Raw genomic sequence first — 21,873 nt, forward strand, 5'->3', positions numbered from 1 at the left:
ACGGCATCGCGGTGCGGCTGCTGGCGCGCGGCGACGCGACACTCGAACGGGGCGCGTGCGTGATCGAAACCGATCTCGGCGCGCTCGACGCGAGCCTGCCGCTGCAACTCGCCGCGATGCGCGGCGCGCTGGCCCGCGCGGTGCGGAGTGTGCCCGAGTCGGAATTCGAAGACGAACCGGTTGAGGCAAACGGCGGGCAGCCAATGGCGGGGCGGGGTGACGGCGAGCGCAATGGCGGCGGTAACGGTATCGGCGACGATCACGGTGGTGATGACGAACACTCCGGCGTTGGCGACACGCACGACAACAACGCATACGGTAACGAAGGCGCGTACGACAACGAAGACGCGCAAGACCACAACGACGCGTACGGCCATGAAGACGCACACGACAACCACTACGCCGGGTTCGACGCCGCCGACTTGCCCGACGAAGCGACCACGTATCACGATCACCCCACGCCGGACAGTACCTATGACGACGACGGCGAGACCGAGGACGCGACGCTGGCCGCGTGACGCGAGACCCTGAACAGGAATCCGAAACATGATTGACGATACCGACGACCTGCGCGACGCAACCGACGGCACCGATGGCTGGAACGACGCCGGCGGCGGCTTTTCGAATCTGATGAACGCGATCGAGCGTGAACTGCGCGCGAGCCCCGCGTCGGTCGCGTGCGGCAAGGTGCAGGAAGTGATCGGCACGCTGGTGCGCGTGGCGGGCCTCGATGTGACGCTCGGCGAGCTGTGCGAGCTGCGTTCGCCGGAAGGCGAACTGTTGCAGCGCGCCGAGGTGGTCGGCTTCTCCCGCGACACCGCGCTGCTGTCGCCGTTCGGGCGGCTCGGCAACGTGTCGCGCGCGACCCGCGTGATCGGCCTCAAGCGTCCGCTGTCGCTGCGGATCGGCAACGGGCTGCTCGGCCGCGTGATCGACAGCCTCGGCGAGCCGATCGACGGCAAGGGCGAACTCGACTGCGACGAGTGGCAGCCGGTGATCGCCGATCCGCCCGATCCGATGTCGCGCCCGGTGATCGACACGCCGATGCCGACCGGCGTGCGCGTCGTCGACGGCATGATGACGCTCGCCGAGGGGCAGCGCATGGGCATTTTCGCGCCGGCCGGCGTCGGCAAGAGCACGTTGATGGGCATGTTCGCACGCGGCGCGCGCTGCGACATCAACGTGATCGCGCTGATCGGCGAGCGCGGCCGGGAAGTGCGCGAGTTCGTCGAGGATATTCTCGGCGAGGAGGGCATGGCGCGCTCGGTGGTGGTCTGCGCGACGTCCGACCGCTCGTCGATCGAGCGCGCGAAAGCCGCGTACGCGGCCACCGCGGTCGCCGAGTATTTCCGCGACCGCGGAATGCGTGTGCTGCTGATGATGGATTCGCTGACCCGCTTCGCGCGCGCGCAGCGCGAGATCGGCCTCGCGATGGGCGAGCCGCCGACGCGGCGGGGCTTTCCGCCGTCGATCTTCGCCGAGCTGCCGCGCCTGCTCGAACGCGCCGGCCGCTCGAAGCACGGCTCGATCACGGCGCTCTATACGGTGCTCGCCGAGGACGAATCGGGCGGCGACCCGATTGCCGAGGAAGTACGCGGGATTCTCGACGGCCACATGATCCTGTCGCGCGAGATCGCCGCGCAGAACCGCTACCCGGCAATCGACGTGCTCGGCAGCCTGTCGCGCGTGATGACGCAGATCGTCGGGCGCGACCACGTCGCGGCGGCGGGACATATCCGCCGGCTGATGGCAAAACATAAGGAAGTCGAACTATTGCTGCAGGTCGGCGAGTACCAGGCGGGCACCGATCCGCTCGCCGACGAGGCGATCGCGAAGATCGACGCGATCCGCGCGTTCCTCGGCCAGGCGACGGACGATCTCGTCGATCCGGGCGACACGATCGCGATGCTGTTCGATCTGGTGCAATCGTAAGCGGGCAAACGGTGATACGGACGATTGGGAGACGACGATGAAGGACAGACAGGTCGTGGCATTCGAGCGGGTGCTGTCGCGGCGGCGCAAGCTGGACCGCAAGCTGAATTCGGCTCTGACGGGGCTGCGCGGCGAATCGCAGGCGCTCGCCGGCGCGCTCGACGAGCGGCGCGGCGCGGCCGATGCGCAGGCGGCGGAACTCGCGAACCAGGACGGCAAGATCGACACGATGCTTGGCGGTACGCGATTTCGCGCCGACGATCTGCTGAAGCTGCGCGATTTCCGTTCGCATGCGGCCGAGCATCACGCGGCGCTGGAAGCGCAGGCCAGTCAGGCACGCGCGGCGCTCGACGCGAAAGAGGCGCAGATCGGCGACGCGCGCACCCAGATCCTGCGCAACCGCGCGCGGATCGAAATCTATGCGAAGCGCCGCGAGGCGCTCATCAAGAAGCGGGAACGGGAGATTGAGGATTCGCAGGATGACGAAGTATCTGAAACGCGGCGGCCTCAGCTGCTGTTCTGATTTCTGATTCGCTCCCCAAGCGTTGCCCCGCGCCGCGCCCGGCGCCTTCCCGAACCTGATCCGCCATGAGCGATATTACTTACGCGTCGATCGAGTCCAGCCACCAACTGGTCCGCTACATGATCATCCTCGGCCTGTGCAGCGAACGGCTGATGGTGCTGCTGATGATGTTCCCGCCGACCTCGGACAGCGTCGTGCAGGGGCGCGTGCGCACCGCGCTCGCGCTGCTGTGGGGCGGCTTCGTCGCGTACGGCCAGCGCGGCCTGCTGGAGCAGGGCGATTCGATGATCCTCGTCGCCGTTGGCCTGAAGGAAGCGCTGATCGGCGTCGTGCTCGGTTTCGCGGCGTCGAGCGTGTTCTGGGCGGCCGAAGCCGTCGGCACCTACGTCGACGATCTGACGGGCTTCAACCAGGTCCAGATGCAGAACCCAAGCCAGGGGCAGCAGACGTCGCTGACCTCGACGCTGCTGAGCCTGTTCGCGATCACCGCATTCTGGACTCTCGGCGGAATGACGTTCCTGCTCGGCGCAGTCTACGACTCATACACGTGGTGGCCGATCCAGGATCTGACGCCGGCGAGCACGAAGGTTATCGAGTCGTTCGTGCTGATGAAAACCGACTCGCTGATGGAGACGGTCGCGAAGCTCGCGACGCCGATGATGGTGCTGCTATTGCTGATCGACATCGGCTTCGGCTTCACCGGCAAGGTGTCGCAGAAGCTCGATCTGCATTCGCTCGCGCAGCCGTTGAAGGGCGGGCTGACGATCCTGATGCTCGCGCTGCTGGCCGGCATCTTCATCGATCAGGTGCGCGACCAGTTGACGCTCGCGAACGTCGGAGTCGAAGCAAAAGCATTGGCGGGCGCCAAATGACGCGGCGGAACGTGGACCCGGAATCGAACGCGCGCGGAGACGGAAGGTGGGCGATGACGGCAACGACGGAGCACGACAGGGTCCTGTCGGGCATGGTCGGCGTGCTGTGGGCAGGCACCACGCTCGGCACGCCGGCGGACGTGCGGGATCTGCTCGATGCGGTTGCCGTGATGCGGCCGGATCACGATGGCGCCCGGGTCGTGCTCGCCTCGCTCCACGTGCGCGCACGCGCGTGGAGCGAGGCACTGCGCGAGCTGCGGCAGGTCGAGCGCGCGGGCCAGCTGCCGTCGCGCGGTATCGCGCTGACCGCCGTCTGTCTGTACGCACTCGGCGACCCGACGTGGCGCACCTACGCGTATGCGGCCGCGTACCGGGACGACGAGCCGATGGCGACACGAATCGCGCAGGCGCTGCTGTTGGCGCCGGACGTCACGCTGCGGTAACTGCTTCGCGGCGCGGGCGTTCCACGCTTCGCATCGGCACTCCGTGCTTCGCGTTCGCCCGGCGTCGCGCCGCGAAGGAGGGCATCGTGTGATCTGGACCACATGCATTTCACACTATCAGGGGAATTCGTCATGAGCGGAATCAAACATGCCTTCGAGAAAATCGGCGACGGCATCAAACATACATTCGAAGGTATCGGCAAGGACGTCGGCGGCGCCTTCAAGGTGGTCGGCGGTGCGCTGACCGCCAATCCGGACCTGATGAAATCGGGGGCGAACGAATTCGAATCGGGCCTTAAGCAGACGGTCAGCGGCGTCGCCGAAACCGCGGACGGCTCGGTTGACCTGGCGATGAACACGCTGCCGCTCGGCATCGCGTTGTCCGCCGTGGCCGGCCCGTCTGCGCAGAACTTCGTCGACGGCACGTTCAATAGCGCTACCAACATCGTGAACGACGGCATCGACGGCGCCTCGCAGATCGGCGGCGGCATCATGACCGGCAACGTCGGCGAGATCGCGCAGGGATTGGGCAACGTGGCGCCGGCCGCCCTGCTGTTCGTGCCTGGCGCGGGCGAGGCCGAGATCGCCGGCGGCACCGGACAGGTGATGCTGCATGCCGGCAAGGAACTGACGATGCAAAGCGCCGAGGCCCAGTTCGAAGGATGAGCCAGGCCGTGACGCCGTTCGTCGGGCCACGAGGTTCGACGGGTTCGCGAGTCGGCACGGATCGATACGTATCGACGCGACGGCGAGGCCGCGAGGAGAAAGACCATGAACGAAGCAATCGATGAAGCCCGCGAGCGACGCATCTCGCTGACGCTGGGCATGCTGCACGCGCTGGGCGACGACGAACTGGACAAGGCGCAGGCCTGTCTCGAGACGCTCGCGCAGGAAAACCGCGTTTCGATGGAGCAGGAGGATGTCGTCGTGTTCCGCGTGCTGATCGCGATCCAGCGCGGCTGGGCGTTGAACGCGCTGCATCTGCTGAACGAATTCGACGAGGATTTCCGTCCGGATCTGCGGGTCCTGTGCCTGTTCTTCCTGCAGGACCCGAACTGGAAGGGCCGCGCGGCTGACCTGGTGGAGAACTCTCCGCACGAGCACATCCGGTGTGCGATGACTCATCTGCTGGAACAGCCGGAGCCGACCGGCTTGCTCGCGAGCGCGTCATGAACCTGCGCTTGACCGAACGGGTGGATCTGAACGTCTATTACGACGCGGAGCGAAGCAGTGCGTCCGAGGCGATGCTGAGCGTGGTGACGCGCGAGGTGTTCGCGGCGTTCTATGCGGACTGCCCGTCGGTCGGCTTCGAGGAAGCGGGGCAGCCGATCGGCGGCGTGATCTTCGACGGCGAATCGGCACACATCGCGGTGCTGCCGTCGCATCACGGCCGTTGGGGCTTGCTGCTCGGGCCGACGCTCGCGTGGCTCTTCAGCCTCAAGGACGAGATCCTGCTGCGCACGCCGGCCGACAACCCGAAGGCGCTCAGGTTTATCGAACATTGCGGCTGGCAGCGGCTCGGCATCGAGGACGGCGAAGTCGTGCATCGACTGCGCGCGCACGAAGTCGATGCACGCGGTCTTGCGCGGAAGCGGCGGTGTTTGGCGGCTCAGAGAGCGTGACGGACAGGCTCCGATTGTGACTCATTGCTTTGCATGCCTGAAGATAGCTGCAGTGAGCCGCGCTTCGTATGCTTGAAAGCGCTTCAGCCCTGTTGCTCAGGCTGATCTGTCACGGCGTCCGGGAAGACGCTCGCGAAGTCGTCTATCAAGTACCAGTTGTTGACGCCTTCGTGATGATCGAGAAAATATTTCCCGCTCTCCAGTTGTGATCTGGAAGGCGTGAAGTTCTCCTGTGCCACGGTGCTCCCGCTGGCGTCCATCACCATCAGTTTGCCAGGCCGGGCGTGCTCGTCCTGAGCGGACTCCGGAGCGAACGGATGATCGCTGTTGGGATAGAAATACCAGCGTTGCTTTTCCTTATCGTTGGCGTTAGCGATGAGGAGATGTCCGCTATTGAGCTGACGCCGTGACGGAATAAACTGGTTACGTATGACATGCCCCTGGTGCCCCTCTTCGGAAAGACGCGTGACAAAGAAGAGCTCCCCTTCCTGGCGTGCTGGCGCGTGTCGAAGTTTTTCCGAAGCTTTCGTCGTGACTCTCGTCACGAATCGCGCCATCTTCGATTCATCCTTGGGAAGCGAGTTAGACCATTCCTCGAAGCGGAAGATACAGTCTTCCTGTTCGGTGATGGGCCTGGTCGAGGTATGGCCGGGATTCGTAAAAAATCCGCCACATCTCGACCTAAGCTGCTGATTTAAAGGCGAAATCGATGGTCGGGTCGAGCGGTAAAACGGGCCGCAGCAGGTCCAGCAGATAGTCGCCGAGCCGGTTGATGTGCTCGTGCCGATACGGCGACAGGCTCCGGAGCACCTCGGCGTCGATCGGATGCCCTTTCTCCTGCAACTCCTTCAGCTTGCGCGACATCCACTGCACGTTGTACAGGATCACCATGTTCGCGACCAGGTGGTTGTACTTGATGATCTTGCGCTGCTCGTGCCGCAGGTTCTCGGCGATCACGCCTTCGCCGCCGAACATCAACCATTGCGTGAAGTCGTTGAACTGCTCGCTCTTGTTCGTCTGTGCGTGGATCGTGCGGTGCAGCTCCGGGTCGTTCAGGTACTTGAGCAGGAACAACGTCCGTACTACGCGCCAGAATTCGCGAAACGCGAAGTACAGTTTATTCTTTGTGCTTTCTGAGCCAAGCCGGCGCAGGATCGTCGACGGCGTCATCTTGCCCGCCTAGATCGACACCGCGACGCGCATCATGTCGGCATAGTGCCGCTCGATCAGATTCCAGTCGATCGTCTGCCGACACAGGCTGTCGATGTTCTCGTACTTGCGGCGCTTGTCGGCCTTGTACAGGACGAGGTCCTTGATGTTGCGCATGCGCGGCATCAGATCGATGCCCATCACGTACGACAGACCGAACACGGCGCCACTCTGCGCCTGCGTATCGCCGTGGATCGTACGGGCTTAATGTCGGCGCCATTCTCAATCAGTCCGTCGAGAATATAGACCGCTTCATGCACGCCACACGGGATGAAGTGGCTGAACAGCGCGATGTACATGTCCGACACATGATAGTAGCCGATCCCGCCGTAGCCGCCATACCGGATGTGGTATTCGGACAGCAGATTCTGCTCGTATAGACTCCACTTGGTGCCGTCGGCCGACGCGCGCTTGCCGCTGCCCCAGTATTTCGGCAACGCGAACTGATTGTACGCGTTGATCACCTTCACGATTGCCTTGTCGAGTCGCTCCTCGGTGACGTGCTTCAGGTTCAGCCATGCGACCTGCTTGCGGCTCAGCCCCTTTACCGACTTAGCGGTCTGGCTCGGGCCGAGATTGCAGCCGTAGCAGAACAGCGTGCTGATGAAACGCTTGCGCGGCTCGTCGAGCTTGGCGTCGAAGCCGGATAGCGGCCCGAACAGCTTGTGCAGGTCGAGCCACTGCTCGGTTTCGGTGAGGAGATCCAGGATACTGACTTCGGGCATCGACGCCTTGATGGCCTGATCGATTAGGGTAATGTTCGGCGGCTCGGGCTCCTTGCCGGGCTTGTGGATGATTAGCCCGTCGTTGCCAAACTCGACGCTGTCGTTCTCCGGAAACCGGGCATCGGTGTCGTCGAGTGCCACGCTCAGTTGATCGCGCAACGCCTTCACGAAGGTCTTGGCGTCCGTCGGCAAGCCGATGGTCTCGCAGTAGCGCGGTAGTTCGCGCTGGAATATTTCGTCGGAGACCAGGTGGATCCGATAATCGTCGTAGCGATCGCTGGCCTCGACAAAGAGATCACCCGAATTCAACTCGCGCATGATCTGGTGGAACACGCACAGCTCGAAGAAGCGCCGATGCAGCATGCGGCTGTCCCGGCCGTGTGGAAATACGGCACGCGTCCATTTCTCCGGCATCCATTCGAGCGGCAGGTTAGCGAGGTCGGTCTCGGTCAGCAACAGGTATTCGCGGTGGGCCGCCCTGAAGCCCTGCAGCCACGCGAGCGCGATCAGCACCGCGCGGTCCTGCGAGCTCGAGCGCAATGGCAGCGCATCGAGGCACTGGAACAGCAGCGAGCGCTGGGTTTTGTACGGCACGAGCATGAACGGTAGATCGAAATTACCGGCGTAGGCGATGTGATCATTACACTGCGCGAGCGTCGCGGCCGGATCACCGAGTGCCGCACGAATTTGCGCCAAGCGCTTGCGCTCCGGCACCTCGTCGTCTTGCAGGATTTGCAGTACGTCCCGGAATTGCCCGACCAGGCCGTCGACCGCCTCCGCGTGGTCGAGCCGGTATTTTTGCAGCCCCGTCTTCGCATAGACTTCATACTTGCGCATGAGCTTGATGAAGATCTCGGCAACGTCGTCAAGCGCCTTCTGAAGCTGCGCCTGGATAAACAGGACGGCAAGCGCATAGCGCTTGTTGGTCCGCAGCGAGCGCAATTCCGCAACGTCGAGCGCACGCGCCTCGATCACGAGCTGTTCGCGTTTGCTGGCCGACAGCATCGATGGCAGTGGCGGCAATCCGTCGGCGAGCGCCCGGATGCCGTCGATGTGTTTCAGGAAGGCCGCAACGGCGCGCGTGGTTGGCTTCTTCGGTTCACGTTTGAGCTCCTCCCAGCCGGATTTGCCGCCTTTGGTGACCAGCAACGCGTCGAGGCGAGTCCGCAACGCGCCATCGAGTTGGCCGCCGATGGCCCGGTAGATCGCCTCGTTGACGGCACGACGCCCCTGTGTGGCAATTCGTTGCAGCAGCGCGAGCGGCGGCAGCTCGTAGCGACGCCGCACCAGTTCCTCGATCAGGACATTAACGATGTCAGGCAGCTCGGCTTTCGTTTGCGCGGCCTCGCGCGCGAGGTCGGTCAGCCATCCGATTTCGTCGCCGCCGAACGGGTGTATGCCCAGATGGTCGCGCAGCAGCTTCTGGTGCCGAATTCGCGCACCGGACTGATCGTAGCGAGCGATGACCGCTCGCGGTAGCGGACCCGCACGAAGCGCGGCGCGAAGGTGGTCGATGATCACGGTCGGTACGTCGACTAGCATTGGGAAATAGCCGAGCCGCTGCAGCAGCTTCATCTGCGCCATGAGCAGCACTGTGGTCGACTCCTGGCGGACCTGGCGGCGTACGTAACGCATTTCGGCTGCAGTCGGTGTGAATGCGTCGAGCTCCGCAGCACTTGGCGCTGCCGGCAGCGCCGGATAGATCGGATCGTGAGCGATCGTCACCTTGCTCTGCGCCGCGCGAAGATTCCCTCGATCTGCCGCATGCGCTGGACCTCGTCGTCGTCCAGGTAGACCGAGGTCGTGGTAATCGACGCGTGACGCAGGTTGTCGCGCACGGTCGTGAGCGTAGCGCCATTCGCCAGCGCATGGGTGGCGTGCGTGTGGCGCATCCAATGTGGCGTTGCGCGCCGCAGCTTGCCGGCGAGTGCTGGGTGATCGACTTCGATGCTGTCGGCAGCCGCGTGAAAGAACCGGCGCAGAATCTCCCTCAATCGCGGCGTGGTGATTCCGCCGGGTGCATCGAGATGCCCGAGCAGTGGCGTATTCGGCGGCCATCGCGCCGGGTTCACGGTCAGGCCGCGTTGCACCAGGTACTGATCAAGCGCGAAACGCGCGAGTGGCGGCAGCACAACCTTGCCGATCTTCGCGCCCTTGCCGGTCAGATGCAGCCATCGCTCGCCGCGCGCGCCGATTTCGATACCGCCGAGCGTGACGCCAACCAGTTCGGCTGCCCGAAGGCCGGTTCCGTAACCGAAATCGAGTACGAAGCGCAGACGCTGCGCGGCCGGTGTCGTCCAGTCATGGGACCATTCCAGCCCATCGGCAATCGTTCGTACCAACTCCCACTCTCCAGCCGTGAAGGCGCGGGCGATGTTCAATTCACCGTTGTGCGGCGCGCCGCGTACTTTGAGGCCCGCAAACGGATTGGCCAGCACATACCGTTGCTCGATAAGCCAGCGAAACATTGCACCCAGCACCGATAGTGCGTAGGCGATGGAGTCCGGCGACAGTGCGCCCGTGAACGGCCGCCATTCGGACGACGACCGCGGCCGCGCTGGTGCGACCCACCGGGCGCGCGGCGTGGGGTGACGCAGGAAAGTGCGATAGGTGGTCGCATCTTCACTCGTCAGCGACGACAAGGCGCGGCCGCGCTCGAGGATCGCCCAGAGCAGCAGGCGTTCGGCTTCCCTGCGATAGGCGCGCTGCGTTTCCGTGGCTTCGTGCCGGTCGAGCCAGGCGTTGATAGCCTGATAATCGTTATTGGCCTCAAGTGCGCACATCGACTTCGGCGCACGGAAGATGCCGTGCGAACCGTCGACGTCATGCGGGACGCGGATGTTTTCCCACGGCGTCACGGATTCCGGGGTGGCCGCCACGATCAGCGCACGAGCCCGCTCCGTCAGCGCGGGATAAGCCGCAAAAAGGCTTCGACCCGGCGGGCACTGCGCTCCCCGAGACTGGGAATGGCGAGCCACCAGCGACGGCGACGGGGAATTCGCACTGTCAGGTCTGCCAGCGTCCTGATGCCGTGCGCACGCAACGCGGCGACGGCCCGGGACGGCAGCCACGCATCGATTGGGTCGCTGATCTTTGGGTGCGGTATCAGTAGCGATGGCAGCACGTCTATGGCGCTCGCCACTGCCTTGCAGTGACGAGTCCGTTCGCCTGCTTCGCACTGAAACAGTTTCGCCAGATCGTCGCGATGACGACTGACGGCAAAATCGATGAGTTGGCGTCGGATACAACCAATCACGCCGCGGGCCGATTTCCCGTCGCCAAGCTGCTCGGGACAATAGTGTTCGACGGCTTCGCGCGAGCCGACGCCTGCGTACCAGGTGCGCAATGCAGCCAGAGACGCAGAGTCGGGAAAGGGCAGCGGGTGTGAGATGGGCATCCAGAAATTATAGGTGCCGGGATGACAGTGGCATGACGGCCGGACGTGACGCGTTTCGTAAACTGGCAGTTTGGCAAGAAAATATACCCCTATCGCTAATATAAGTTAGCGACATAGATGCCGATTGCCGCCATTGCACTTGCCAACTACCCGAGTCCAACGGCGTATCGCATACTCCTCGCCACTGCACTGCAGGAAACGCTGCGACGCCGACTCGATAACGTGTCGTCAAGCAACAGAGAACTTCGTCAATGGCAGACTTCTCAGATATGCATTAAATACTTGCAACTGCTCAATCGACGCATTCTCGATGACGGAACGCATTTCTTTGGGGGAATTTCCCGTCTTGTGAGACAACGCCCCAATGATTGCCGCCTCGAACTGCGCCCGTTGGGTTGACGTCAAATAGTGGGCCTTCGGCGCTCGAAGTGCCCGTTTCTTCAGACGAATGGTTGCGTCCTCGGGGATCGCTACGCCACGCGCCAGGCAGGCAAGGCTGAGAGTTGCAAGGTCCTCCAGGTCGCGCACCTCGATCTCTTTCAGCTTGCCGCCCGCGTCGGAGCCCGTTAGCGGATGATTTACGCTCTGGTAAGAATAGCTTTTGGGACCCTTGGGAGGCATGTACTCAATAGTGTGGGATTGCAGGCCAGACACTTTCTCGAAGCCAAACACCACCGGCACCATACGTCCCTCGTTGATCACGGCAAGAAACGGTGTCTTGCCGTTTTCGAACTGTTGCTTCAACTGCGTGGCTGCCCGTCCATAAAGTTCATATAGTTCTCGTCCCTGAACCACGTGGCTAGGCGTTTGCGCGACTTTAAGCGTGAGCGAGGACGGGAGTTGTATCGCCTCAAACATTTTATTCAGGGTAGCGTGCTCGAACTCGGGTCCTTCGAACGACCCGGTCTTGTGAAATACCTGTCCCAAATGACCGACAATCTGTGGCCAAATATCGTCCGCGGTTTGCGCCTCGATCGTTTCAGGCGCACCCTGCATATTCAGCGGCGCTTTCTGCTTTATGCCCTCAAGCATGGCTTGCACCATCCGATACTGGAATCCGCGGCTACTTGCGGTGGTGGCCTTCCACCCAGAGCCGTTCGAATAAATGCGAGCGTTTTTGCGCAAGTCGGTGCGTGTGGTCGGCTCGCTGGGCGACGTCGGTGTTCGGTCGGAGAAGAACACCTTGCCTTCGAGGGATTGCGTGCCGCCCTTCGTATCATTGACTCCCCCCCTCAATTCACCCGACAGCAGAATCTCGAAGCCCCATGGACTCCCGTGGAACGCTTCCGGCTTGACGTAGCCAAGCGGCGCCGATTCGTTCTGGGAGTGCAACAACGCACTACGGATTAGCTGGCTCGACGCCACATCGAGAGCCATTGAGTCGAGCACGTCGAGCGGTGTCTGACGGTTATCGTTCAGGTGAACGGGTTTCAGGCCTGAATCGACAAGCTCGCGTATGGCAGTAGCATCGGCGCGCCTTACTGCGGCATGCAGCCGTAAGTCAGCAGGTGCCGCCGAATGGGCCTTCGGCGGCGGAGCTTCGGACGCGCTGCCACGCTGTCGCCGCATCTGCATGAGCCGAGACAGCGCCCCCGATGCCTGCGGCCGCGCTTGAGATGATGTCCCCGTAAGCGATTCGCGGGCACAAGCCTCGTTCGAGGCCGAGGGTGTGCTGGGAAACTGGGAACTGGAAGCTGAGGTTTCTCGGGATTTCATGGCGGTGAACAGTATTGACACGGCAGCATCAGGGGCATGGCTAGCCTATCCTCAATGACACGTGAAGACGACGAAACCAGCCGCACGCCGAGTTTGCCGGCATCCATCGCCGATGGGCTTCTTGGTGGCCGAACCTCCAACTCAGTTCGCGAACCGATGGGGTACTTATGAGCGAGAAAGGAGAACAAATCACCGTTCCACGGCTTTCGTTGTCCCCGCGTCGAGTGGCAATTGCCCATTACACCGATACTTCCGCTTCAATCTCAACTTGCTCAATAATGTTGTCGAGGTGCTTTCGCCGTACGGGGCACATCAGCAGCCTGGGAACGATCTGCTCGGCTCCCTTGACCAATCAGGCAGTCAATTTCCCATTTGAATCATCATTTTATGTCGAGGTGTGGCGGATTTTTTGCGAATCCCGGCCGACCCTCTGGTCGGTTCGACCGTGTCGTTTGTCTGTACCCGCTTGACCGGGACCTTACCCGTTGTAGATTCAGGACGCGGAGCTTTTTTCTCGCCCAATCGAGTCAGGAGTTCCGGCATACGACGTACGCCGGATCGTGCTGAAGTCTCGCTCTGGCGGGCAGGGGAGTCGTTCTCAAAGTGTTTGCCGGCAGGGGAGCGGGTCTGGCTGTTCCCACGGATAGAACGGGTAGGCATAGGTGTTCTCTATATCGTTGCGGAACGGGCAAACCTCTGTGCCGGAGACACAGTGTATTCGGCGTGCGAAGCGCAACGATCCGGTGAGGCGAAAAGCCGGTGCAAGATCCGAAGCGAACGGATTCGCGTTCTGATTTCAAGGATGGTTGTACATCGCCGGATCGGGAACGTGCTGCGCGCCGGCCTTTTCCAATGCGGTAATGGTCGTGGCATTACCTTGCTGAACCGCGATCTGCAACGCGGTCCGTCCGAGCTCGTCGGCATGCTCGAGATTCGCTCCGTGCGCGACGAGTTGCGGCACCAGATCGACCCGTCCAAACAACGCGGCGAAGGCGAGCGCCGTTTCGCCGGCATTGTTGGTCTGATCGATCGGACAGTGCGTCTGGATCAGGCGCCTGGCCAGAGCCGTATCTCCTTTGAAGAGAACGCCCATCAGCGCGGTATTGCCGTGCTGGTCACCCGTGCATGCATTCGCGCCCGTGCGCAGCAGATACTCGAGTACCTCAGGCTGATGCCGGTAGGCCGCGAGTATCACCGCCGTATAGCCCTCGTGCGTCGTCGCATCGATCGGGTAGCCCGCGGCAACGAGCGCCTGCAGAATATCGACGCGTCCGATACGCGCCGCGTCGAACCATTCTTCGTCGTAGCGGCGCAGCTCCGGGTGAGCACCGGTAGTCGCGGCCACCGGTGTCGATGCGCAACCTGCCATGGCAACGGCCACGCAGGCCATGGCCATCACGCGAAGCACAGGGGGCAGAATAGATCGGAAGGGGTTCATCGCAATGATTCTCCGCTTGAATAGGCGGCACAACTTCAAGCCTTAATACACCTTGAACCGGCGGAGACCATACAGCCGTCTCCGCCGTTTTCTAGCGGCTATTTATCCGAAAGCTTCGAGGCAAGCATTTTCACGCGCGGCAAGTCCGCGTGCGTCGCATCTACCAGACGGCTGCCGTAATCCGCATCGGCCTTGTAGAAGTACGAGAGCATCGTGTACTTGTTCGTGTCGTTGGTCACGTGGTTCAGGTCGCCGGACAGCGCCGTCACCAGATCCTGCTTGTCCTGCTCGGAAAGGGTGCGGTAGTACTCGCCCGCCTGCCGGAAGTTGAGCGTCTTGCGGATCGCCATTTGCTGAGTCGTGCCGGAAAGCGGCGTCTGCACGTACTTGTAGCGTGGGTCCTGGGGAATCTCGCCGAGCGTGGAAGGCTCGTAATTCACTTCGCCCTTGCGGTCGCCGAAGTTCATCTTGCCGTCCTGGTTGTTGTTCACAACCGGCACGCGCGGGCGATTGATCGGCAGGCTATTGAAGTTCGCGCCGAGACGGTACATCTGCGTATCCGCATAGGCAAACATCCGGCCTTGCAGCATGCGGTCCTCGGACGGCTCGATACCAGGCACCATCCGCGACGGCGCGAACGCCGATTCCTCGGTGCTTTCGAAGTAGTTATCCGGTACGCGATTGAGGGTCAGCGTGCCGATCTTGCGCTCGGGCACATTGCTCCAGATCTTCGTGTCGTCGAGCGCGTCATAGTCGGACTTGTTCAGGTCCTGCGGATTCAGCACCTGGATATACAGGTCCCATTTCGGATCGTCTCCCGCTTTGATTGCGTGGTACAGATCGTTCGTCATCAGGTTCCAGTCCGCGCCGATCGAGCCGGGGATATCCTGCGGGCGGATACCATGCATGCCTTGCTCGCTCCTGAAGTGGAACTTCACGTAGTGCACCTGGCCCTGCGCGTTGACAAGCTTGAACGCATGCACGCCATAGCCGTCCATGTGGCGATACGAATCCGGCATGCCTTCCGTGGTGTACAGGTGCGTGAGCATGTTCGTCGCTTCGGGCGCATGCGAGAAGAAGTCGAACGCGAGGTTAGCGTCCTGAACGCCCGTCACGGCACTCGGCTTGTTGGCATGCACGAAGTCGGGAAACTTGATGGCATCGCGAATAAAGAAGATCGGCATGTTGATGCCCACCAGATCCCAATTACCCTGGGTCGTGTAGAACTTGATCGCGAAGCCACGCGGGTCACGTGCCTGCTCCGGCGAGCCGCGATAGCCCATGACCGTCGAAAAGCGCACGAAAACAGGTGTTTTCGTGCCGGGCTTGAACACTTGCGCGATCGACAGGTCGTTGATATCGGCAGTGCTCTCGAAGTCGCCGAAAGCGCCGGTGCCGCGCGCGTGCACGACGCGCTCGGGAATACGCTCACGATCGAAGCGCTGCAGTTTTTCGATCAGATGCGAGTCTTGCAGCGTGTCCGGACCTTCCGGTCCGGCCGTCTGCGAGTTCTGGTTGTCGCCAACCGGCGATCCGTTATCGCGCGTCATATCGGCGGCATAGGGAGACGACATCATCGCGGCGCAGGTTGCGGCCACGAGACTCTTCGCGATTCGCTTCGTTCTTTCTGACATTTCGATTGTTCTCCGGCGTCAATTTTCGGCTACTTAAAAATCCGCTTAATTAGACGAAAAGGACCGACTGGCGTCCAATTGAAAATCGAAATTGACGCGATAGTTGCTTGCGAATCCAGGCAAATCAACGCGAGCTTCTCGCATAAAAAATACTATTCGCATTTTTCAGAAATGCTTTAATAGAGAACACTCGAGCACTGGTATATGCAAATTGACTTGCTATTGCGTTGGCGACTTGGCTGATCTTTATGCTTGGCATTCGCCGCAACCCATTCATTCTCGATGTGATTGTTGCGATGAGCGTGCCGGCACCCACGCACAAGCGGAAACGGCGCCCCGATAGCTTACGTGTCACAAAAGCGGACAAAGTTAACCTTGTACATTTGACGAGAATGCAATAGAGCCGGCGGAACCGGACGCACATCTTATTCGGCTCACGCCCCTTCGGAATACGCGACCGCGCTTCGCCGCAAGAACCGCGTAGTCGACTGACGCGAGTACATTCGACTCAACTTTGAACCCGTGTCTTTCGCCATGCGTACCAGCAATCTACCCGCCACGCCCTATTCGCCGACGGATCCCGGACGGTCAGCGAATCCGGCCCATCCCCAGTCGCCGGAGTATCGCCGGGACAGCGGCGAACGCGTACGCGAATTCCAGGCGAGGCTGAACGCCACGGTATCGGCACTCACCAACATTCCACCGGGCCAAATCGCTGACATGATGCGCCGTGCGTCGCTGCGACAATTGCAGGACATCAACGAACGAATCCGTACCTGGGTTGCGAGCGGGATGACGTAGAGAATCTCATCACTCGCATCGAATTTGCGCGAGAGCATCTACAGCGTGGCGGTGAAGTGCATGTCGGCATCCGTTTCTCGTGCCAAGGATGAGCGCTACGCGCTCGCCAAGAATTTGACGGTGGGGCCTATCTAAAATCGAGTTCCTCGTATAAGAACTACTATTCGTATTCTCAGAAAGCGTGAATAGAGAACACTGCCATATACAAGTTGACTTGCAATTCGCCGCAAAACAGGAGTCCGGCAAGCCAGCCGTTCTCGTTGTAGACGCCAGCGTCAATGGCAGCATGGCGGCCGCCAAGGTTTGCTTGCGCCTCTAAGGAAATCAAATCGAGCTTCGTATATATGAACGACTATTCGCATTTGCAGGAAGCGCGAATTGGGGACACTCGTACACTTGCATGTGCATAAGTGATTTGCTATTGCGCTGACGACTATTCGATCTTTACACCGTGCATTCGTCATGCATGCACCTGATGTTTAATGAATCGAGGCGTAGTGAAGGTTATCGCGCGTGGATAGCCTCGTGGACACACGTCCCTCGCAGGCCGGCACTTTGTCGTCTTCGCCATGCTCGTGCCTGTTCATTCCGCGCGCACTATCCAAAGTGACTCACGCGCTCTGGTGATAACCGGCAACAAAGATATTCCCGGCCTCGGCGTACTACCCGAACGAGGCGCGCGATTGTGATGCTCATGTTAGCGCGTGAGCAGTACGCCCACCGTTGCGAGCAGGAAGGCAATCGCGATGCCGTACGCAGCGTGCATGTAGCAGGCCTGGCGCTTATAGCGCGCCGTATACGAAGGGGCGAAGTCCTTCATGCACTTGCCGAAGACGTTGATGGGATTGGCCTCATACTGAGCATACTTCGCGCGATTGCGCTCATAGATCAGTCGCTGCGACTCCTTGATCTTGTCTCTTTCGACCAGCTCAGTCGATCGCGAGCTTTTCTTGATGCGATAGAAAAGCAGCGGCGCGTCAATGTATTGGACTTTGGATTCGGGGTTCAGAAGTCGTACATAGAATTCCCAGTCTTCAAAGCCGAAGATCATTTCCGGAGAGTAGCCACCCGCGGCCAGAAACGCCTCACGCCGGTAAATAGCCGTGTTGACGATCATGTTTTGCCAGAGCAGCTTTTCGTAGCTATATGTTGGCAAGCGCCACACCTTGCGACTCTCGCCAAAACGTTGCGTGCCGGTATACACGAGCACGGTATCGGGCTGGACCTCGAAGCGCTCGACGACTCGGCGCAGATAGTCCGGGTGCAGTTTGTCGTCGCCATCGAGCGGCACAAAGAGTGAGCCGCACGCCTGAGTAAAACCAAAGTTGCGAGCCGCAGCAACGCCGCCGTTATCCTTGAGAAAAGGCAGAAACCGGCGATCCTTCTTTGCGTATTGCCGAATAATGGCGTCAGAGCCATCGGTAGAGCCGTCATTCACGATGATGCATTCCCAGTCGCCGTAGGATTGCACCAGCACCGATTCGAGGGCTTCGGCAATGAACGCTTCCTGATTGAAGCAGGGAACGACGATGGAGACTTTAGACATGGCCTATTTGAGTTTTATTATTTGAGCCGCTTTTTTAGCGGCTTTCTTCTGAAGAATTCTAGCTGATTGATGTGCTGGCGAGGGTCGGGTGGTTTGGGTGGGTGTGGTGTGTCGGATGGGGGGTATTGGGAGGTTTTATTTAATTTTACATAATCTTAATTATCAACCATAAATTTGTGAGTCCAAAATTCAGATGTCGTGTTTCCGCAGAGGATCAACGCAAAGTTGCTATGGAATTCCTGAAAAAACCACCTAATGTTTTCTGGAATTGCCGCATTGGCGCTCTGGAACAGATAAATGGTCTTTTAGGTGGAAAAAGCGTGCCGTGGCCGTTTCATAGAGACTTTGGGTGGAATCGTCATTTGGATCGACGGAACAGAAATGTGGGAGGCAATCCAGCCTGTTTGTACAGAAATCAGGGGGAAATGACAGAAAGAGGCAGTTTCGGCTCTTTCCACACGGATTTCTGTCAGTCTATGAGCCTGCCGACATTTCTGTACTTTAGTGCGCCGGATCTGGCTGTAGAGATCAGGAACAAATCGGAGGAAACGCCCGCCAGCCACGCGTTGACGGGATTTGCGCATACGGTCGCTCCGTCCCTTGTCTGGCCCACCCAAGCGCGTTGCGGTGCGTTCAAACGGGCTGCCTGAAAAAGACTGGGACCGAATTGGCAACGGTAGCGAAGATGGCGTCCACAGGAAATAACGAATCGAACAGGTACCGTCTGTCGAGTCAAATGCTGCTGCCTGCCTGCAACGACTCTGATAACCAATGAGCTACGCTGGTGGCGCTTCACGCCAAGACGTCCGATTCAGTAGCGCTACGTTGACGCAACACAGCTATCTAACCGTGAACCGTCAGCATGCGCCCTCGTCTTAATCGCTATACAGAAGTAGTCGGCGAACCTCGAGGGCCGGCGCGATCGCGGGTTGTCAAAAGCCTCGGCGAGGTGGCGCTGCCGTGGCTTGCGAGTTATTGCAGTCGCCCCAACCTGCTGAGGCTCAGAGTCTGCCGAAGGCTTCGGCAATAGCAGACGTGCAATGCTGTTCAGCGTATCAGGAAGAGCTCTCGTATGACCCCACCGCACTTCCGGAACTAACGACACAAACAGCTCGTTTTGAAGGACATGCAGCGAGAGTGATTCCTGTGGAATCCACTGCCCCGTCTCAAACAGAAGCCTGACCTCCTCAAGCAAATCGGGAGGCAGCCACTCTACGGTACTTCCTACGCTGATCCGCTTGTCACCGCCGAGCGGCCTGCGCCGCCCGTTCGCCAACAGCCAGCGATAGAACGGACCCGCTGCCTGAAGCGAGGGCGAGCCCTGTTCGCGCAAACCTCGATCCAGCATTGAAGCAATGTAGACACCTGTCGGGTCCAGATCGCCGAAATATTCGGCGTAGGGTGCGCCGCTGCGCGCGAGAGCATCACCAATAGCTCGCGCGGACTTAAGGATCGTATTCCCGCTACCGTAGCCTATTGAACGATACCGCAACGCTTCTTGGTTCCACTGCAGCATGGACCAGTATGTATGGTGGTTCTCGAGAACCAGGAGAGCACCGCTTGAACCGACGAAATCCTCCCGCGCCAACGGCGGTTCTGGATTACACGCCCCGATCGCGGACAATGGTATTTTTCCGTACAGCAGATCTCCCTTCACCACGCCGTCAAAGGCCTTCTCGTCGCCAAAGATCTCCAAAGCACGCTCCCGAAATGGCAAGGTCACCGTGAGCTGGTGACGACGCTCAATGAGAAACTGGTTGATGACTTGGAGTTTCTCCAGTTGCGACGCCCGCAATACTCCCGTGGCGAACGACAATTCGGGAAGCCAGTTGACCGCGGAAAAGTCGGGTTTTTCGACCTTCTCGCGCACCACGATCGCCCATTGTGGCAGTTTCGGGGTCCCGTAGGCATCCCAGCCTGAGCGCGTAGCCGGAAACCGGAGGACGCCACTCTCCGCCAGGGCATCGAGGGCCGCTCTGACTCGCGTGCGCAGGTTCCCGTCCGACCGGAACTCAGGAATCCGAGCGCATCCTGACCATTGAAATCAAGCTCGGTAGTGTCTTGTAGACAGAGCACGACCTGATGCGTTTGCATCCGCTTTTGCGTCTGCTGCCAATGCGGCTCCAGAATCGCATGCCACTGGACCTTCTCGTTATCGAAGAAGCGGTACGCCGCTATCGTTTCGCCCCAACCATGACATGCCTGCGGCACGCTGGCCGTCGGGTCGACCGCCATCCTTTCCATCAAAAGCCTCGCTCGCTTGTTCAGGCGCGCGTCGCCAAGGTCCAGTTGCTCGAATTCCGTTTGTGTCTAGGGCGTCGATTCCGTGACCAAGGCGTCCGCTCAAAAGCGGAGAGTAAACGGCAAACGCCGACAGCTTACAAGCGCGGCGCTATGTCATTGAAGGTAAACGACCTTTCTCGCCACCGCGGACCGGTGGTGACATTGTGTATAACGACATGCTTTCAAGGACGGAACCCCGGTGATTGAAAGCACTCTGCGGGCGGTCTGATCATGCCTGTCTGTCCGCCCGCATGCACCAGACTTGACAATTGCTCAAGCCCTCGCCAGGTAGCGGACATGGCCTATCACTTCAGAGCCATCATCACCTCATCAAGTCTCGACCCTGTACGAAAAGACGGGAGACGGGATAGACGTCTGCACTTATGCTATCGATTGTGACTGCTCCTGCGCACAAATGACTCGTTGCGTCGGCACGTTTCTCATCGATTAGTCGCTTGCGCAAACATGCCCGTCAAAAAGACACCCTGGTTGATCAGGCACACGCCGCGTCCTGAAGCCCGAATCATGTTGTTCTGCTTCCCTTATGCTGGCGGTGGGGCTGCCCTTTATCGACGCTGGGCATCAGCGATGCCCGACTATATCGAAGTCGTCGCAGTTGAGCCCCCAGGACGTCAGACGAGATTTTTCGAGCCGCCTGTCAGCGACCTCAGCGAAATGGTCGACGCGCTGATTGACGCGACTTTCCCGCTTCTGACCAAACCGTACGCAACGTTCGGCTATAGCCTTGGCAGCATCGTGAGTGTCGAGTTCGTGCGCGAAGTGGTGCGGAGAGGGAAGCCCCCTCCATTGCACATGTTCTGCTCGGCGCATCGTGCGCCTCATATCGGACCGCGCGACAACCCCATCCACATGCTGCCTGAGCATGAACTCATCCAGCGTCTCGTGGAAATGGGGGGCACGCCCATCGAGCTTGTTGCACAACCAGAATGGCTAGGGCCCTTCCTGAAGGCGATTCGCTCGGATCTGCGAATTGCCGAACGCTATCGCGCGAATGCCCCCTTTACATTACCCGGGAGGTTATCAGTCTTCGGAGGAAGGCACGATAGCGATGTCGAACTTTCGTCACTCTGTGCGTGGGAAGCGTATAGCGACGGACCATTCAAGCTGCGGCTCATCGATGGAGGACACTTCTTTATCCATACATCAGCGGCTGAAGTGATGTCTTATATTCTCGCCGACCTGTCATGGATACACGCAACGCTCGATCAAGACTTGGCCTGAACTGGTGGTCTACACCAAGATACGTTCAATACCGCCTCGATTCACCTCGCTGACGTAGTTTGCGAGCCACTCTTCGCCCAATATTTTTCTCGCCATTTCTACAACAATATAGTCTGAGCTCATGTCTGCGTCTTCTGCATAGCGTGAGAGACCCTGCAGACACGCTGGGCACGTGGTGAGGACCTTCACGTTACCACCAAACTTTTCGGCACGAAAGCGCCCTGCTGCTTTCTTCAATTCCTCTTCCTTGCGGAAACGCACCTGCGTCGAGATGTCGGGACGCGTAACCGCCAGCGTGCCCGACTCGCCGCAGCAGCGATCGTTCTTCTCGATCCTGTAGCCGTCGTGCTCCGAACCCATCAACTGATTGACGAGCTTGACCGGGTCGATCGTCTTGATCGGCGTGTGGCACGGGTCGTGGTACATGTAGCGCACGCCGTTCACGCCATCGAGCCTGATGCCCTTCTCCAGCAGAAACTCGTGGATGTCG

At 60.2% G+C, this 21,873-nt stretch carries 17 protein-coding genes and 4 pseudogenes; 11 read left to right on the plus strand and 10 right to left on the minus strand.

All coding sequences use genetic code 11. The features are described from left to right. From GXB81_RS31565 to GXB81_RS25120, 8 genes and pseudogenes are all read left to right on the plus strand, one after another. A pseudogene (locus GXB81_RS31565) lies at positions 1–518 on the plus strand (hypothetical protein); the annotation flags it as partial. A gap of 112 nt (positions 519–630) precedes the next feature. After that, positions 631–1,932, plus strand: a complete 1,302-nt coding sequence (gene sctN / locus GXB81_RS25090) for a type III secretion system ATPase SctN (protein ID WP_240159078.1) — start codon at positions 631–633, stop codon at positions 1,930–1,932. 37 nt (positions 1,933–1,969) lie between these two features. Further along, positions 1,970–2,455, plus strand: a complete 486-nt coding sequence (locus GXB81_RS25095) for a type III secretion system protein (RefSeq protein WP_167044048.1) — start codon at positions 1,970–1,972, stop codon at positions 2,453–2,455. A 65-nt stretch (positions 2,456–2,520) separates the two neighbouring features. Further along, the gene (gene sctT, locus GXB81_RS25100) at positions 2,521–3,327 is read left to right on the plus strand and encodes a type III secretion system export apparatus subunit SctT (RefSeq protein ID WP_167044045.1); all 807 of its coding nucleotides are present in this window, start codon (positions 2,521–2,523) and stop codon (positions 3,325–3,327) included. A 53-nt stretch (positions 3,328–3,380) separates the two neighbouring features. After that, the gene (locus GXB81_RS25105; RefSeq protein WP_167044042.1) at positions 3,381–3,770 is read left to right on the plus strand and encodes an HrpB1 family type III secretion system apparatus protein; all 390 of its coding nucleotides are present in this window, start codon (positions 3,381–3,383) and stop codon (positions 3,768–3,770) included. 132 nt (positions 3,771–3,902) lie between these two features. Then, the gene (locus tag GXB81_RS25110; RefSeq protein WP_205990616.1) at positions 3,903–4,436 is read left to right on the plus strand and encodes a hypothetical protein; all 534 of its coding nucleotides are present in this window, start codon (positions 3,903–3,905) and stop codon (positions 4,434–4,436) included. Between the two features lie 105 nt (positions 4,437–4,541). Beyond that, complete coding sequence (locus tag GXB81_RS25115) at positions 4,542–4,943, plus strand: HrpB1 family type III secretion system apparatus protein (RefSeq protein WP_167044036.1); 402 nt, start codon at positions 4,542–4,544, stop codon at positions 4,941–4,943. Next, the gene (locus GXB81_RS25120) at positions 4,940–5,392 is read left to right on the plus strand and encodes a GNAT family N-acetyltransferase (RefSeq protein WP_205990617.1); all 453 of its coding nucleotides are present in this window, start codon (positions 4,940–4,942) and stop codon (positions 5,390–5,392) included. The genes GXB81_RS25115 and GXB81_RS25120 overlap by 4 nt, the downstream gene beginning before the upstream one ends. An 83-nt stretch (positions 5,393–5,475) precedes the next feature. On the opposite strand, the gene GXB81_RS25125 is transcribed toward GXB81_RS25120, so the two are convergent. The 6 genes and pseudogenes from GXB81_RS25125 to GXB81_RS25150 form a co-directional block, all read right to left on the minus strand. Continuing rightward, positions 5,476–5,949 carry a hypothetical protein gene (locus GXB81_RS25125; protein WP_205990618.1) on the minus strand — a complete coding sequence of 158 codons (474 nt, stop codon included), beginning with the start codon at positions 5,947–5,949 and terminating at the stop codon, positions 5,476–5,478. 124 nt (positions 5,950–6,073) lie between these two features. Then, a pseudogene (locus GXB81_RS25130) lies at positions 6,074–9,051 on the minus strand (Tn3 family transposase). Then, positions 9,048–10,723: pseudogene (locus tag GXB81_RS25135) on the minus strand (site-specific integrase). Before GXB81_RS25135 ends, GXB81_RS25130 begins: the two co-directional pseudogenes overlap by 4 nt. Before the next feature lie 228 nt (positions 10,724–10,951). Then, the gene (locus tag GXB81_RS25140; protein ID WP_205990619.1) at positions 10,952–12,460 is read right to left on the minus strand and encodes a hypothetical protein; all 1,509 of its coding nucleotides are present in this window, start codon (positions 12,458–12,460) and stop codon (positions 10,952–10,954) included. Between the two features lie 775 nt (positions 12,461–13,235). Further along, positions 13,236–13,808 (minus strand): ankyrin repeat domain-containing protein, encoded by a 573-nt coding sequence (locus tag GXB81_RS25145; RefSeq protein WP_241016505.1) that lies wholly within the window; start codon positions 13,806–13,808, stop codon positions 13,236–13,238. Positions 13,809–13,975: 167 nt separating this feature from the next. Beyond that, positions 13,976–15,511: a catalase gene (locus GXB81_RS25150; protein ID WP_167044020.1), complete on the minus strand. Its 1,536-nt coding sequence runs from the start codon at positions 15,509–15,511 to the stop codon at positions 13,976–13,978. 534 nt (positions 15,512–16,045) lie between these two features. Here GXB81_RS25150 and GXB81_RS25155 point away from each other — a divergent pair. Continuing rightward, positions 16,046–16,312 carry a hypothetical protein gene (locus GXB81_RS25155; RefSeq protein ID WP_167044017.1) on the plus strand — a complete coding sequence of 89 codons (267 nt, stop codon included), beginning with the start codon at positions 16,046–16,048 and terminating at the stop codon, positions 16,310–16,312. A 697-nt stretch (positions 16,313–17,009) separates the two neighbouring features. Here GXB81_RS25155 and GXB81_RS25160 read toward each other — a convergent pair. Continuing rightward, positions 17,010–17,858: a glycosyltransferase family A protein gene (locus GXB81_RS25160; RefSeq protein ID WP_167044014.1), complete on the minus strand. Its 849-nt coding sequence runs from the start codon at positions 17,856–17,858 to the stop codon at positions 17,010–17,012. A gap of 230 nt (positions 17,859–18,088) precedes the next feature. Here GXB81_RS25160 and GXB81_RS25165 point away from each other — a divergent pair, with 230 nt between their 5' ends. After that, complete coding sequence (locus tag GXB81_RS25165; RefSeq protein ID WP_205990621.1) at positions 18,089–18,508, plus strand: hypothetical protein; 420 nt, start codon at positions 18,089–18,091, stop codon at positions 18,506–18,508. Positions 18,509–18,678: 170 nt separating this feature from the next. Here the strand turns inward: GXB81_RS25165 and GXB81_RS31570 are convergent, their stop codons facing one another. Both GXB81_RS31570 and GXB81_RS31575 read right to left on the minus strand, forming a co-directional pair. Further along, positions 18,679–19,731 carry a hypothetical protein gene (locus GXB81_RS31570; RefSeq protein ID WP_241016506.1) on the minus strand — a complete coding sequence of 351 codons (1,053 nt, stop codon included), beginning with the start codon at positions 19,729–19,731 and terminating at the stop codon, positions 18,679–18,681. 158 nt (positions 19,732–19,889) lie between these two features. After that, positions 19,890–20,159: pseudogene (locus GXB81_RS31575) on the minus strand (transposase DNA-binding-containing protein); the annotation flags it as partial. Between the two features lie 507 nt (positions 20,160–20,666). On the opposite strand from GXB81_RS31575, the gene GXB81_RS25175 reads away from it, so the two are divergent. Beyond that, a complete protein-coding gene (locus tag GXB81_RS25175; RefSeq protein WP_205990622.1) occupies positions 20,667–21,383 on the plus strand; it encodes a thioesterase in 717 nt (238 codons plus the stop codon). Between the two features lie 9 nt (positions 21,384–21,392). Here GXB81_RS25175 and GXB81_RS25180 read toward each other — a convergent pair. Further along, a partial coding sequence (locus GXB81_RS25180; RefSeq protein WP_205990623.1) for a DUF3400 domain-containing protein occupies positions 21,393–21,873 on the minus strand: 481 nt, incomplete at its 5' end.

It is taken from the genome of Paraburkholderia sp. Ac-20336, from assembly GCF_017105025.1.
Lineage (GTDB): Bacteria > Pseudomonadota > Gammaproteobacteria > Burkholderiales > Burkholderiaceae > Paraburkholderia.